Origin of the sequence: Kamptonema formosum PCC 6407 (assembly GCF_000332155.1) — a bacterium.
Classification (GTDB): Bacteria; Cyanobacteriota; Cyanobacteriia; order Cyanobacteriales; family Microcoleaceae; genus Kamptonema; species Kamptonema formosum.
Genome location: NZ_KB235898.1, coordinates 172,772 through 186,015 on the forward strand (window position 1 = coordinate 172,772; position 13,244 = coordinate 186,015).

At 44.4% G+C, this 13,244-nt stretch carries 13 protein-coding genes; 5 read left to right on the forward strand and 8 right to left on the reverse strand.

Translation table 11 applies throughout. From position 1 onward, the window contains the following. Positions 1–4 precede the first annotated feature (4 nt). Both OSCIL6407_RS0100760 and OSCIL6407_RS0100765 read right to left on the reverse strand, forming a co-directional pair. Entirely contained in the window at positions 5–1,954 is a 1,950-nt protein-coding gene (locus tag OSCIL6407_RS0100760) for an FAD-dependent oxidoreductase (protein WP_007353737.1), read from the reverse strand. A gap of 255 nt (positions 1,955–2,209) precedes the next feature. After that, complete coding sequence (locus OSCIL6407_RS0100765; RefSeq protein ID WP_007353738.1) at positions 2,210–3,547, reverse strand: tetratricopeptide repeat protein; 1,338 nt, start codon at positions 3,545–3,547, stop codon at positions 2,210–2,212. 9 nt (positions 3,548–3,556) lie between these two features. Between OSCIL6407_RS0100765 and OSCIL6407_RS0100770 the strand changes: the two genes are divergently transcribed. After that, the gene (locus OSCIL6407_RS0100770; RefSeq protein WP_007353739.1) at positions 3,557–4,783 is read left to right on the forward strand and encodes an esterase-like activity of phytase family protein; all 1,227 of its coding nucleotides are present in this window, start codon (positions 3,557–3,559) and stop codon (positions 4,781–4,783) included. A gap of 304 nt (positions 4,784–5,087) precedes the next feature. Here OSCIL6407_RS0100770 and OSCIL6407_RS0100775 read toward each other — a convergent pair whose 3' ends face one another. Next, positions 5,088–6,065 carry an SPFH domain-containing protein gene (locus tag OSCIL6407_RS0100775; protein WP_019486817.1) on the reverse strand — a complete coding sequence of 326 codons (978 nt, stop codon included), beginning with the start codon at positions 6,063–6,065 and terminating at the stop codon, positions 5,088–5,090. Between the two features lie 233 nt (positions 6,066–6,298). Continuing rightward, the gene (locus OSCIL6407_RS0100785; protein ID WP_039962036.1) at positions 6,299–6,730 is read right to left on the reverse strand and encodes an NfeD family protein; all 432 of its coding nucleotides are present in this window, start codon (positions 6,728–6,730) and stop codon (positions 6,299–6,301) included. A gap of 244 nt (positions 6,731–6,974) precedes the next feature. Between OSCIL6407_RS0100785 and OSCIL6407_RS0100790 the strand changes: the two genes are divergently transcribed. Further along, positions 6,975–8,909 (forward strand): PP2C family protein-serine/threonine phosphatase, encoded by a 1,935-nt coding sequence (locus OSCIL6407_RS0100790; RefSeq protein ID WP_007354750.1) that lies wholly within the window; start codon positions 6,975–6,977, stop codon positions 8,907–8,909. Positions 8,910–9,135: 226 nt separating this feature from the next. Then, positions 9,136–9,366 (forward strand): ferredoxin-thioredoxin reductase variable chain, encoded by a 231-nt coding sequence (locus OSCIL6407_RS30145; protein ID WP_026103609.1) that lies wholly within the window; start codon positions 9,136–9,138, stop codon positions 9,364–9,366. 69 nt (positions 9,367–9,435) lie between these two features. Here OSCIL6407_RS30145 and OSCIL6407_RS0100800 read toward each other — a convergent pair whose 3' ends face one another. The 4 genes from OSCIL6407_RS0100800 to OSCIL6407_RS0100815 form a co-directional block, all read right to left on the reverse strand. Beyond that, positions 9,436–9,663 carry a hypothetical protein gene (locus OSCIL6407_RS0100800; RefSeq protein WP_007354748.1) on the reverse strand — a complete coding sequence of 76 codons (228 nt, stop codon included), beginning with the start codon at positions 9,661–9,663 and terminating at the stop codon, positions 9,436–9,438. Between the two features lie 58 nt (positions 9,664–9,721). Beyond that, positions 9,722–10,516, reverse strand: a complete 795-nt coding sequence (locus OSCIL6407_RS0100805; protein WP_019486821.1) for a YdcF family protein — start codon at positions 10,514–10,516, stop codon at positions 9,722–9,724. A 262-nt stretch (positions 10,517–10,778) separates the two neighbouring features. Beyond that, the gene (locus OSCIL6407_RS0100810) at positions 10,779–11,123 is read right to left on the reverse strand and encodes a hypothetical protein (protein WP_007354214.1); all 345 of its coding nucleotides are present in this window, start codon (positions 11,121–11,123) and stop codon (positions 10,779–10,781) included. Positions 11,124–11,472: 349 nt separating this feature from the next. After that, the gene (locus OSCIL6407_RS0100815) at positions 11,473–11,751 is read right to left on the reverse strand and encodes a hypothetical protein (protein WP_007354213.1); all 279 of its coding nucleotides are present in this window, start codon (positions 11,749–11,751) and stop codon (positions 11,473–11,475) included. 154 nt (positions 11,752–11,905) lie between these two features. Between OSCIL6407_RS0100815 and OSCIL6407_RS0100820 the strand changes: the two genes are divergently transcribed. Then, the gene (locus OSCIL6407_RS0100820) at positions 11,906–12,544 is read left to right on the forward strand and encodes a peroxiredoxin (protein ID WP_007354212.1); all 639 of its coding nucleotides are present in this window, start codon (positions 11,906–11,908) and stop codon (positions 12,542–12,544) included. A gap of 80 nt (positions 12,545–12,624) precedes the next feature. After that, on the forward strand, positions 12,625–13,206 hold the full coding sequence (locus OSCIL6407_RS0100825; RefSeq protein ID WP_007354211.1) for a Uma2 family endonuclease: 582 nt from the start codon (positions 12,625–12,627) through the stop codon (positions 13,204–13,206). The last annotated feature ends 38 nt before the right edge of the window (positions 13,207–13,244 follow it).

Here is a 13,244-nt window from a genome sequence, read left to right on the forward strand (position 1 = left end):
AAAATTAGATTTTCAAGAACCCCTCTGGATTCACAGTTAGGAGAGTTCGCCTTTGCAATCCCTCCTGATGTATAATCTCATTAGCTGCTAGCAAACCACTGCTAACTGCCCTTTCCATTAAACCACAAGGAAATGGCATTTTAACCCAATCGCCAGCAAACAAAAGATTAGGCACATTGCAAGAAGTTTGGGGACGTTCCGCATAACTTCCTGGTGGATAACCGGAAAAATTCTTTTGATTAACCAGTTCCCGATGTAACATATTGGCTGCTTTTAGTGAGGGTACAATTTCATAGAGTTCTTCCTCAAAAGTAGCCAGCAAAACCTGCTGATTTGGGAATTTTTTCTCCTTGTAACAGTAAGCGTGTAATTCGACAACACTACCGCCAGTCTGCTGATGCCACTCGATAAATTGATCTTGAATTCGATGGTAAAGGGTAATGCTGTCGGTTAGTTGATAACCGGAAAGGGAAGTAAAGTTACTGTGTTCCCATTCAAAATCTCGGTCAAACCAGAAGCGAGCAACAGCAAATGGATCTGCCAAGTTCAACTTTTCTATCTGACTTTGTACTGACTGATTTACATCACCACTCATTAAAGTAAATAGGTGTTGCACCCCTGGCACATCAGTAGCAAAAACATAGTAATCAGCCTGCACTGTTTCTTGAGAGTTGGGAACAGAATTTTTATTGACAGCCGCTAATAATTGTAACTCATCTTGCTGCCGCTCCACCACTTTAAAACGCGGTAAATCCCTTCGAGCTGGCCCCGCTATAACTCGTCCTTCAGTATCAAAAATTGCTCCGTGACAAGGACAATGAAATTTACCGTCATCCTCTCGCTTAACCGTACAACCTTGGTGAGTACAGGTGAGAGAAATTGCCTCTTTTCCATTCGCTGTGGTGGCAAATACGCGATCTCCTGCTCCGAAATATTCCGTAGCCGAACCATCATTAAGGAAAGAGTTTTTCTGTACCCAAAAAGGTACATTACTCTGGACATTTCCTACTTGATAGCTCAAAGCGTCAATCTTACCATTTTTGCAGTTAATGGCGGTGATAGCGACATCACTTAATACTTTTCCGCCTTTACTTGCAATTGCCTTAGCAATAGGGTTAACTAAACTTGTACCCATATCTTGCCGCGTACCGTTGAAGGCCAAACCCTCTGGATTGCCAAAAAAATAGAAGTGAAAAAATTGCATTAATTCTCCCACGCTCAATCGATCGGGAGCATTGAGGCTAGACTTAGCAAAGGGTAGAAAATACAAGTCATAAAGCCCTCGCGGAAACTCATCTTTTACCCAGTCAGCAACGGATATATTATCGAGTCGCTGAAAACTTTTCTGAGCTTGGAAGCCGCCAATTTCTCTAAAAACTTCCCAGTGAGCAGGTTTGGTGAGATCGATTCCCCAGCGCAAACGGTTGGGAGAGGCTACGGCTAAATCCACTACATTCCAGGGAAAAGCTGAATGGTTGGGACGGAATACTTCCGGCTTGTATTTGCCATCTCGAAAGACCACAGCGTAGGATTCTAAAGAAAGAAAATTATCGGTAATTTTCAGTTCTTTAACTAGGCTATTGAGGTTATAATATTGAGGGAAGAAACCGTGAAATCCGTGTTCCATCATAAAAGTTTCGTTGCCGACTTGGATCGGCCAACTGGCGATTTTGCCTCCGAGTTGAGGCGATCGCTCCAAAAGCGTCACGGTAAAACCCCTCTGAGAAAGTTCGTAGGCACTGGCGAGCCCAGCTAAGCCAGCGCCAACAACCACAACGCTTGTGGGGCGATTCAGGAGTCGTGGCAAGTTCAAACTATCTTGCTGAAAAACGGCTGGCTGCGGCTTTGAGAAGCGGGAGTAGCCCAGCAATCCTCCGGCGGCACTCACACCGAGCAATTTCAGGGCTGTCCGTCGAGAAACTGGTTGCGATCGCAGTGAATTGAATTGACTCATCAGCAGTACAGATTAACAGCGTCACGTTAAATGGGTAACAGACAATACGCCCAGACCGATCTTTGATGGCATAGGTCTTAGAGTATCAAGAAACCCTTAATCAGATTAACGTTGAGTGAGCTTTCTTGCAGCGGCCGATGGGCAGTTTGGAGGCAATTTACTCGCGATCGCGGTTTTATCAAAAAACTGACTGCAAGCCCATTGGCAATAGCTGCCTGGGATAAACGCTGTCTATTCTCACAATCCGCGTTACGATTAACTCTTTAATCGTTGATTTAATTTCTGAATCTTCCTAGCAAAATATTCTTGCTTGTGATTCAACTGTTTAGCAACTTCTAACCCTCTTTGATAGGCAGCTAAAGCTTCGGAGTAAGCCTTCAACTCCATATAAACTTGACCAATTCGATCGTAAGTTTCCATTACCCCATACAGATTGTAAGACTGCTGCTCGACAGTCAACTGCACTTGATAAATCTTCAAAGCGGCATCCCACTGTTTTTGCGAACGGTAGAGTTTTGCCATTTTTTCCAAAGCTTCGCTAGCCACAGCAAATTGTTGAACCACCAAGGCTGAGGCATAAGCTTCTTGATAGTATTGATTTGCTAAATTCAGTTGACCGAGCACTTCGTAATTAGAGGCAATCTCCATTTTTAAAGGAGGAACCGCCTTAAGATTTTGCTGGCTCAAATATAGGGAAGTTAATTTTTCCCTAGCCGCGATCGCTTGCAAAGGTTTTCGCGACTGCTCGTACATATAAGCCAACTGTTTAAGCGATTCCTCTTCAGTAGGAGCAGGTACAGGTATCGCCGTCGTAGTCGTACCATTACCAGACTCAGATGGGTTACGATTTGGTACGGTGGGATCGACCACAAACAAATCGCGATGATCCTGAATTAAAGCTGCTAATTCCTCATAGACACCAGCCGCTTTTTCGTAGCTAAACCAATTAGCATGAAGTTGTGCGATCGTCCTCAAAGTTTGCGCTTCTGTTAGTATCTCCGAGCGCGATCGCGCCCCCTCTAAAATTTTCTGATAAACTTCCACTGCTGGCCCTTTTGCCCGCACCTGTTGAAAAGCCAAACCCAGTCCTTGCAACAACTCGGCATTCACAGGAGATTCAGACAAAACTTCCTTTTGAATAGCTTGTAACCGCTGGGTAATAAACTGCAACTCAAGCTGCTGACTCCGATCCCAAGCAACTTTACCAACCCGACTTAGCGCTTCTACTTCCGCCGCCGGGCCCAGATAACGTCGCAACCGCAATTCCCGATTCCAAATTTCAAAAGCTCCTGGCGTATCCGCAGCTTGCAGCTTAGCGATCGCCTCTAAGTTTAACCGATCCAGAGCCGCCGCCAATTCTTGACTTTGCTCTGGATCGAGATTTTCACCTTTTTTAGGAGGTGTAGGCAGCAGGGGATCGGGTGTGGTAATCTCAAGCGGATTGGGAGAAAATTGATCCAAGGTGGGTTGATTAGTTTGGCCGTTAGCAACAGAACCAGCGCACAACCATAAAGAAAACAAGGTAAAACTTGCCACGCGAACCATTGCGTTACCACGACACCAAAGCCATTTCTGAACCGTCACATCTTGCATATCAAAACAATGCTACAAACAAATAAAAATAAATCAGGGAACCCCATCAATAAGTTAGCACACCTATTAAGCCAGCGCATCTTGCACTTATTCAGTTTAGCCATAATTTTATTAACTTTGACTACAGCCTGTAGCCCTCCTCAAGCAGTCGCCAAGGATCGAACTTTCCTAGACCTCTCCCTCGACTTCTTAAGCGAGTATCAACTACCAAAAATCAACTTTGACGATCTCCCCGTTGGCGGTTTATCAGGAATTGCTTACGATGGCAAAGGTACTGCGACTTCTACAGATCCTGCCTTTCGATTTTATGCCATCTCTGACGATCCCAGCGCATACGGTGACGCGAGATTTTATACTCTCAAACTCAAGCTGGCAGAGGCCGATACAGGAAAATTTGCCATCGATAGAGTCGCAGTTGAAGGTATTACTTATCTCGCCGACAAAGACGGAAAAACCTTCTCGAAAGATTCCATAAACCCTGAAGGTATAGCCATTTCTCCCCGCAAGTCAGTATTTGTTGCCAGCGAAGGCGTAACCCATCTTGGCATTCCTCCTTTTGTCCGAGAATTTGACTTAAAAACTGGGAAAATCCGAGGAAGCGTGCCCATACCAGAGCGTTATCTTCCCGATAACACAGATGAAAAGCAAGGCCAGGGAGTAGTTGACAATTTAGGCTTTGAATCCTTAACTATAGACCCAGAAAGCTGGAGTGCTGATGGTCTCGATCCGTTTCGGATCTTTACAGCTATAGAAGCCCCTTTAATGCAAGATAGCGACCCAGAGCAGGTAAAAAATCTCCGCTTATTGCATTATGTCATAGTCGATAAAACAGCGCAATTAGTTTCAGAAAATTTCTATCAGCTCGATCCGGCTCCTTTGACTATTTTGAATGGATTAACAGAATTAGTAGCTATAGGTAAAGGCGGTCACTTGCTCAGTTTAGAGCGTAGTTTTGGGGTTTATGGATATGGCGCTAAGATTTTTCAGTTAGCATTAGGAGGTGCTACTGATACTTCTAGAATTTACAGCTTGAAGGGTAAGGTGACAACGGCTGAACCCGTGAAGAAAAAGCTATTACTAGATTTGAAGGATTTGGAAATTCCTCTGTACAATTTGGAGGGAATGACTCTAGGGCCGCGTTTGCCAGATGGTAGTCAGAGTTTAGTATTAGTGAGCGATGATAATTTTGATGAGGAGCAAAAAACTCAGTTTCTATTGTTTCGCTTGAAAGTATAAGTAGAAGGAAGAAGGAAGAAGGAAGAAGGAAGGATTTAGTTATCTAAGAGAGAAGGAAGATACGTAATTCTGCGTAATTCCTGATTTATTCCTTTTCCCTCTCCTAAAAGGAGAGGGAAGAGAGAGATAGTTCGGGAGTTGGGGGATTAGGTCAAACAATGTAGCATTGAGTAATGCTATAGCAACCCCTGTCGTCAGTTAAGACGTTCTGAGTTCCACCAAACTCGCTGATTTTATTCCCTTCTTTCCCTAGCCCCTAGCCCCTAGTCCCTAGCCCCTAACCGCTGAAAGCGGTTCCTGACCCCTAAGACAACTTCTTCAAATCAGAATTAGCCACCTCATTACCAACAATAGATCGCATTCCCTCTAAAGTTGCGGGTATACTGCGCGGGTCCATAAACATCACCTTGCTGCTGTCGCTGCTACCAATTTTTAGACCCATATCTAAATAGTTTTGAGCTAGTAAAAACTGGAGTGCTTCGCGAGCATTCGGGTCATTTTCCAGAGTTTTGCCAATAATTTGCAATGCTTCAGCAGTCGCCTGAGCTTTAAGAACTTGACTTTGGCGTTCCGCCTGAGCTTTGAGAACGATCGCTTTTTGCTGCGCCTCGGCCTCCAAAATTGTCGATTTCTGACGCGCTTGTGCGTCCAAAACTTGAGCTTCTGCTCTACCTTGAGCGCTATTAATTGCCGAATCCCGTTCCCCTTCAGATGTCAGAATTGCTGCACGTTTGCGCCTGTCGGCCGCCATTTGCAATTCCATTGATTCTTGCACTGTCTGGGAAGGAACAATATCCCGCAATTCTACCCGCGTTACTTTCACTCCCCAAGGATCGGTAGCAATGTCTAAATCTCGGAGTAAAATTTCATTAATTTGAGAACGGGCCGTAAAGGTTTGTTCTAGATCGAGTTGACCCATTTCCGAGCGAATTTGCGTCAGCACCATATTTACCATTGCTGACTGAAGATTTTCTACTTTATAGTAGGCTTTTTCCATGTCCATAATCCGCCAGTAGACCACCGCATCTACTGTAAAAGAAACGTTATCGCGGGTAATACAGGCTTGGGGGGGAATGTCTAAGACTTTTTCGCGGATAGTTTGTTCATAGACGACGCGATCGAGAAAAGGGATGACAAAATTAAGACCAGGTTCCAATTTTTTGCCGCTATATTTGCCCAAGGTTTCGACTAAGGCTTCGTTCCCTTGATTGACAATTTTAATAGAGCCTGCGATCGTAGAACCGCCTAGAGCTAAAAATACGAGTAAAAAAAATCCTTCCATTTCAATTTCTCCTAAATAAATAGTAACTACCAAAGTAGTGAGGACATTCTGGTTTCCACCAAACCCCCTGATTTTCTTCCCTTCTTCCCTTCTTCCCTTCTTCCCTTCTTCCCTTCTTCCCCTTCTTCCCTTCTTCCCCATCTCCCCATCTCCCCATCTCCCCATCTCCCCCTCTTCCCTAGCCCCTAGCCCCTAGCCCCTAGCCCCTTCTTCCCCTAGCCCCTAGCCCCTATTCAAGAATGCAGCAGGTATTCTGGCATCACAATCAAGGTAGTACCTTCTCGCCCTACTACAATCACATTCTGGGAGGGTGCGATCGCGACAGCATCATCTGCACAACGAGCTCGCCAAGAGTTACCCTGATAAATCACTCTTCCCGTACCTCCAGCCGGAATTTCTGTCAAAGTTTCGGCTTCCTTAGCATCTTCAAGCACTTTGGCGTTGCGCTTTGGGACTAAGCGACGAGATCCCAGTATAAAAACTGCCGAGAATGCCATCCACAGTATCACCTGCAAATTAACGTTAGGCAAAACTAAAGATACAAGAGCTACGGCAAAAGCGCTCAATCCCATCATAAATGCTACAAAAGCAGTGGGTAGAAATAGCTCCGCCAAGCAAAGCATGGCTCCCGCCAGCAACCAGAGCTCGGTAGGAGATGAGAATATAGATAAAATCGGTTGCGGGGTGGAGATATTAGCAACCCCAGCAAATAAGCTGATGGTGTTCATTGTCGCGATCGCACTCATAAAAAGTATTCGAGATTAAGTAACTTAAATTACTGTCACCTCCATACTGCACGGCTCAAACTAAAATTTCAACGTAGAGGATACATTTGAGAAATTAATAGGGGCTAAAATCAGTTTATTCTCACATCCAGTAATTTAGCTCTCTCAAGCAAATAACTTTATAATGTTTTTAGACAAAATTTTTGACATGATTAGCCTTTCTTCCCAAAAGATTTATTGCCCCAACTTAGCCTGTCCCAATCCTCGCAATTCCTTGGGCCGCCGGGAGTGCGAAGCTTGCCAAACCCATTTGATCTATAGGTATCTTTGGGCAGTAGGGCCAGAAGCAGAACAAGTACCACAGGGTAGCGAAATCGGCGATCGCTACTTTGCGATCGAGCCTCAAGTTTGGCTCGATACCAGACCCGGAGAACCCCCTAACGCCCCCGAACAACTGCCTGATGCGATCCTTCCTTACCTCCATTTATACTCTGAAAGGCTTCACGTTCCAGAGGTCTATGGTTTTTGTCAACTAGGAGAATCGGAGGAAGCACCACAGGTATTGTTGTTAGAAAATGCACCAGTAGATGCGATCGGTCGCCTCCATCCTTCTATTGTAGAAGCTTGGCTAGGAACATCAGCAGTTCGTCAAGTTTATTGGCTGTGGCAAATTCTGCAACTGTGGGCTCCACTATCCGCCGAGGGAGTAGCTTCTAGCTTACTGGCGGCCGAGAATATTCGGGTTGAAGGTTGGCGAGTGCGGTTGTTGGAACTGCTTCCCGGAGGTAAATCTCAACCAACATTGCGAAATTTAGCAGAACTTTGGACTCCTTGGGTAGAAGCAGCACAACCATCCGTACAACAAGGACTGGAAGAAATTTGTATACTTTTGCGTCGTAGTGAGGCAACTGTAGAGGCGATCGCGCCAGAACTCAATCTGCTACTGCTCGAAGTCGCCGCTCAATTACCCCTACACTTAGAAATAGCTGGAGCCACCGATACAGGCCCTCAGCGCGACCACAACGAAGACAGCTATTACCCTAAAAATTCAGATTTACCCCAAATCCCAACCCCCACTCGCAACCCACAGATTCCTTACCTAGCAATAGTTTGTGACGGAGTTGGCGGCCACGAAGGCGGAGAGATAGCAAGCCAACTGGCAGTAGAGTCCCTCAAACCATTAATCCAAACTCTCTTAGTAGAAATAGCTCAACAGCCAGATTTGACTCCCCCAGAAGTCGTTAGCAGGCAACTCGAAGAGAGCGTTAGGGTAGTAAATAATGTAATTGCTGCCCAAAACAACGAACAAGGGCGAGAATTAAGGCAACGTATGGGAACCACTCTAGTTATGGCTCTCCAGTTACCTCAGCAAGTTAAAACTTCAGATGTCGAGCAATTAAATAATTCTCACGAACTCTACTTAGTTAATGTTGGGGATAGTCGCGCCTATTGGCTAACTGAATATAGTTGCTGTCGCCTGACTGTCGATGACGACGTGGCTACTAGGGAAGTCCGTCTAGGTCATTGTCTCTATTGGGAGGCGCAATTGCGATCGGATGCGGGAGCCCTGACCCAAGCTCTCGGTACGCGGGAAGGGGAATATCTGCATCCATCGATTCAGCGTTTTATTGTTGAAGAAGATGGTTTGTTAATGCTGTGTTCTGACGGTCTTAGCGATAATGATTGGGTAGAAAAATCTTGGGCAGATTATGCACCTGCCGTGTTAAAGGGCGAGATTTCTTTACAGTCAGCTATTCAGTCTTGGATTCGTCTGGCTAATGATAAAAATGGTTATGACAATACATCGGTGGTCATCGTTCATTGCCGGATTTCTCCAGAGAAGTTGGTGTTCTTCAATCCAGTTCAATTACCCAATACAACAGAGACTCTTGAATCTGAGCTTTCCGCAGCTTCTAAGGCACTTCTGTACCCTGAAACGGTTGGAGCTAAATCCCCCCGAAGACAGCAGAAATTGAAGAGCTTAGTGCCTGTGCTAGGGCTGTTAGCGCTGCTTTTAGTAGGAGGTGTTGGGGCTGTATGGTATCACAATCGCCAAGTCTCGGAACAAAAAAATGAGCAAATCCCCTTGTTCCCTAATACTTCCTCGCCGACTAAGTAGTGAAGTGGGGAGCGGGGGAGCGGGGGAGCAGGGGAGCAGGGGAGCGGGGGAGCAGAGGAGAGGGGGAGCAGAGGAGAGGGGAGAATTTATCTTAATTTTCTTGACACTCTCACCCCTGAATCTGTGTAGTTGTATGTAAAAATAGAAAGATTGTCCGAATCTAGTCCTAGTGCTTGGCATCGGTGCTGGTGGAGACTGTGAGAGAGATAACACTAAGTTTAAAGCTATGAAAGTTGGCGATCGCGTTTGCATCCAAAAATCTGTCGTTGTTTACCACCATCCCGAACATCGTAATCAACCCTTCGATCTTAAGGGCATGGAAGGAGATGTGGTGGCGATAGTTCTCGAATGGCAAGGCAGACCCGTAAGTGCCAACTTGCCTATTCAAGTCCAGTTCAACAAAAAATTTAGGGTACACCTCAAAGAGGATGAAGTGGAAGTCATTCAAAATAGTTGAGGAGGGAAAGTTTTGAGTTTTGAGTTATAAATCAATTTCATAATTCATAACTCATATTCCTCTTCCTTCTTATCGTTTTCCTCGGCGAAACCATCCCAGAATATTAAAATCGCCTTGCATTTTCTGCAATTCCTGCTGGTGTTGCTTAGCTGTGCTGTAATACCATTGGCAGTAACTCTCAAATTCCTGGCGATATTTTACTTCTTGGTAAAATTCCCTAGTAATTTGATGCTGTTTGAGAATTTCTGCGGGTACAGGCGGTTCGGGGACGATGTTTCGCAATTCATGAGGAAACATGATTTGTAGGTTCCTACTGCGGCAAAGGTTGGTATTGATTAGCCCAAAGCTAACACAGTTATACCCAACCCCGCAGCCGATATACTGCTAGTCCGATATACTCTTTTAAGGCTTTTGTTGACTGCTGTAAATTGTAAGCATCTGGCAGTAGATTTAAAAGTACAGCTTGGAAACTACTTTGAGATGCTTCCATATCCTGCTGTGTTATGGAAAAGTCTGTCGGTGCGGGAATTGTTTCTATTCCCTGACGCTGGAAAATTAGGAGCGATCGCGGCATATGTAAGGCTGATGTTACCAGTAAAATCGGCCCTAGAATGTTATTATCTTTTAAAATCTTGCGGACATTAACTGCATTTTGGTAGGTATTGAGAGAGGTTGGATCTTGGAGAATAGCTGATGTAGGTACGCCCATAGCTTGGGCTATTTCTGCCATGTCTGCTGACTCTGGTGGGCCTCCTCCTTTCCACTCTACTCTACCACCACTGAGAATGAGCCAGGGGGCTTTGCCTTGGCGATAAAGCTGAGATCCATAGAGGATGCGATCGCCTGCTTCGCCGACTTCTACCCAAGGTCGAGGCGGTAAAGCTGGCTTGATGCCACCGCCTAAAACTACTATAGCTCTAGTTTGGGGAATTGGTGTCGGCGGCAGATTTTGAGTTTCGAGCGATCGCACTAAATTTTGAGCAATCCAGCCATTACTCAATGTCAATAAAATAGTTAGTGCTAGGGCCATTGCCCCCGCCGCCCATCTGGGACGTTTCCAAAACATTACTAAAGCAAAAATTATTAACAGACAACTTAATCCCAATGGATAGAAAAATAAAGGCAGTAGTTTAGACAGGAATAAAAACATTTTTGGTAATTGGTAATTGGTAATTGGGATACACAGATTTTACAGATTCCTCTGATTTCACAGACTAAACGATCGTGACTCTAACTAATCCGTGTCATCCGTGTAATCGGTAAAATCCGCGTTCATAATTGGTAATTGGTAATTGCTAATGGCTAATTGCTAATTGCTAATTGCTAATTACCCATCTCCCCCACCCTCCCCATCTCCCCCTCTCCTCTGCTCCCCTGCTCCCCCGCTCCCCCTCTTCCCCTAGCCCCTTCTTCTATCTTTTTTTTCTAAATAACCAATCAAGTAAGGTGACGGCTCTACCAGTAGAACGATTCGACGACTGTAACTTTTTTTGTGGTTGAGTTTTTGCTGATTCTGGGACGAGGAAATTAGGCAAGTTTTCTGCGAGTTTTTCACTTGCTATCTCATCTACATTTATTGGTTTTTCCTCCTCAGTATTCCACCAAGTCAGAACTAAGCCACAAGCCGTCCCTCCAAGAATACCTAAGCAGATACTCAAAGGCATTGTATACCCAGTGAATCGAAAGCCAAGTGTTAGAAACAACCACATTGAAATACCTCCGGCTAAACCTACTGGGGGGATAGAAATTTTTAGCATAGTTTGTGAGGAGTTTTATCGTTCGTATATTATACTAAGTTGCATTAACTAACCTAAGTTACTATTTACTTTCTGACCTCAACCATAAATATTAATTTCGAGCTTCTTAGGCTAACCAAGGCTTGGCATCTCCTATTCCCTGTTTGATCGATATTCCCGATAGTAATTAGTTTCAATGGGCAATCGGCAATAAGCTCCGATCTAGTACCTCATCTAGCTAAGAAATACTATAATAACCTTGGCAGTTACTATATAAAGCGATCGCCCTCTATAAAGCTAAGCAATCCCAACATTTTCAAGGAGATGGCTTTGCTAGACTGGGAATGGGACAATTGCGTAAGTCCTGAACTTAATAAAGCGATCGCCCTCTATAATCAGAACAGTCGATCGCATCTTCAGATAAAGCAATTTTCGGCTGAACGGGACACTTGAGGTGATAGTCACCCGTAAAAAATGCACAATTAGCACAAGGAATTTGGTGCATCCGCTTAGCCCGCTTAACCGAGTCTGCGATCGCACTTCCAATGTTCCAGAATAGCAGCAACATCAACGCCCAAGCACAGACAAAGCACAACGGTACCAAAAAAGGCTCTATAGCTCGAATTAGAAAGTAAAGCATTTGAAACATAGCTTATACTTACAAACAGAGTAACTATAAAATAAATTAATCCAAAGCGCGACTAAGAGCAAGAAAAATTAAAAAATCTCAAAGCCTACCGGAAAACCGGAGGATTGTGGCATCATAGAGAACTGAACTAAAATAAAACTAGAGGAAATAACTTATGGCCCTGAGATTAGGCGATACAGTCCCCAACTTCACTCAAGCCTCCTCCGAAGGAGAAATAAATTTCTACGACTGGGCTGGCGATAGCTGGGTAGTACTCTTCTCACACCCCGCCGACTATACACCAGTATGCACCACCGAACTAGGCGAAGTTGCCCGCCTAAAATCAGAATTTGAAAAGCGTGGTGTCAAAACCATAGCCCTCAGCGTCGATAATGAAGAGTCCCACAAAGGCTGGATTAATGACATTGAGGAAACCCAAAAAGTTAGCCTAAATTATCCTATTTTAGCTGACGCAGATCGGAAAGTGTCAGACCTTTATGACATGATCCATCCCAACTCCTTGAACAACTTAACAATCCGTACAGTTTTCGTCATCGATCCCCAAAAGAAACTGCGTCTGAACATTACCTATCCTGCGAGTACCGGTCGTAACTTTGATGAAATTTTGCGGGTAATTGATTCTCTACAACTCACAGACAAATATAGCGTCGCTACCCCTGTTAACTGGAAAGATGGTCAAGATTGTGTAATTGTACCCTCGATCAAAGATCCTGAAGAGTTGAAACAGAAATTTCCCAAAGGTTACGAAGTAATTAAGCCTTACTTGCGGATGACTCCTCAACCTAATAAATAGTATTGAATTTTTGTCGTCCGATGGTAATGGAGGCGCGATTAATTGCGCCTCTGCCAGCATATTTTAATGGAGAAAAAATTATGCTCTCATCTCCGATAGTATTACGTATGCCGCCCAAAATGCAAATGACAGAAGATGAGTTTTTTGAATTCTGTCAAATCAATCGCGACTTACAAATCGAACGAAATCAATCAGGAGAAGTGCTAATTATGCCCCCCACTGGAGGAACAACAGGCAATCGCAGCGGTAGCATATTTGCACAGTTATATAATTGGACAGAGCAAGACGGAACGGGTATTTGTTTTGACTCAAGCACTGGATTTAAGCTGTCAGTTGGTGACAAATCCCCAGACGCTTCGTGGATGAAACTGGAACGATGGAATGCTTTATCAGAAGAACAGCAAGATAAATTTGTACCAATTTGTCCTGATTTTGTAGTAGAACTCAGGTCTGCTTCCGATAACTTGAAACCCTTGCAAGAAAAAATGGCAGAATACATGAGGGAAGCGGGAGTAAAGTTAGGCTGGTTAATCGATCGCAAAAATCGCAGAGTTTATATTTATCGTCCTGGTTTGTCAGAGGAATGTTTGGAAAATCCAGCTACAATTAGCGGCGATCCTATTTTGCCGGGATTTATTCTTAATATGAGTAAGATTTGGTAAATAGATCGTTATCAAAGAAAGAATTTTTGAAGGGAGGA

What these genes read in the sequence shown, in the direction of transcription:
- OSCIL6407_RS30145 (WP_026103609.1), top strand. Translation starts at nt 9,136, where the DNA reads ATGAAAGTTGGCGATCGCGTTTGCATCCAAAAATCTGTCGTTGTTTAC.
- OSCIL6407_RS0100790 (WP_007354750.1), top strand. Translation starts at nt 6,975, where the DNA reads ATGTTTTTAGACAAAATTTTTGACATGATTAGCCTTTCTTCCCAAAAG.
- OSCIL6407_RS0100760 (WP_007353737.1), bottom strand. Translation starts at nt 1,954, where the DNA reads ATGAGTCAATTCAATTCACTGCGATCGCAACCAGTTTCTCGACGGACA.
- OSCIL6407_RS0100810 (WP_007354214.1), bottom strand. Translation starts at nt 11,123, where the DNA reads ATGCTAAAAATTTCTATCCCCCCAGTAGGTTTAGCCGGAGGTATTTCA.
- OSCIL6407_RS0100815 (WP_007354213.1), bottom strand. Translation starts at nt 11,751, where the DNA reads ATGTTTCAAATGCTTTACTTTCTAATTCGAGCTATAGAGCCTTTTTTG.
- OSCIL6407_RS0100800 (WP_007354748.1), bottom strand. Translation starts at nt 9,663, where the DNA reads ATGTTTCCTCATGAATTGCGAAACATCGTCCCCGAACCGCCTGTACCC.
- OSCIL6407_RS0100770 (WP_007353739.1), top strand. Translation starts at nt 3,557, where the DNA reads ATGCTACAAACAAATAAAAATAAATCAGGGAACCCCATCAATAAGTTA.
- OSCIL6407_RS0100825 (WP_007354211.1), top strand. Translation starts at nt 12,625, where the DNA reads ATGCTCTCATCTCCGATAGTATTACGTATGCCGCCCAAAATGCAAATG.
- OSCIL6407_RS0100775 (WP_019486817.1), bottom strand. Translation starts at nt 6,065, where the DNA reads ATGGAAGGATTTTTTTTACTCGTATTTTTAGCTCTAGGCGGTTCTACG.
- OSCIL6407_RS0100820 (WP_007354212.1), top strand. Translation starts at nt 11,906, where the DNA reads ATGGCCCTGAGATTAGGCGATACAGTCCCCAACTTCACTCAAGCCTCC.
- OSCIL6407_RS0100805 (WP_019486821.1), bottom strand. Translation starts at nt 10,516, where the DNA reads ATGTTTTTATTCCTGTCTAAACTACTGCCTTTATTTTTCTATCCATTG.
- OSCIL6407_RS0100765 (WP_007353738.1), bottom strand. Translation starts at nt 3,547, where the DNA reads ATGCAAGATGTGACGGTTCAGAAATGGCTTTGGTGTCGTGGTAACGCA.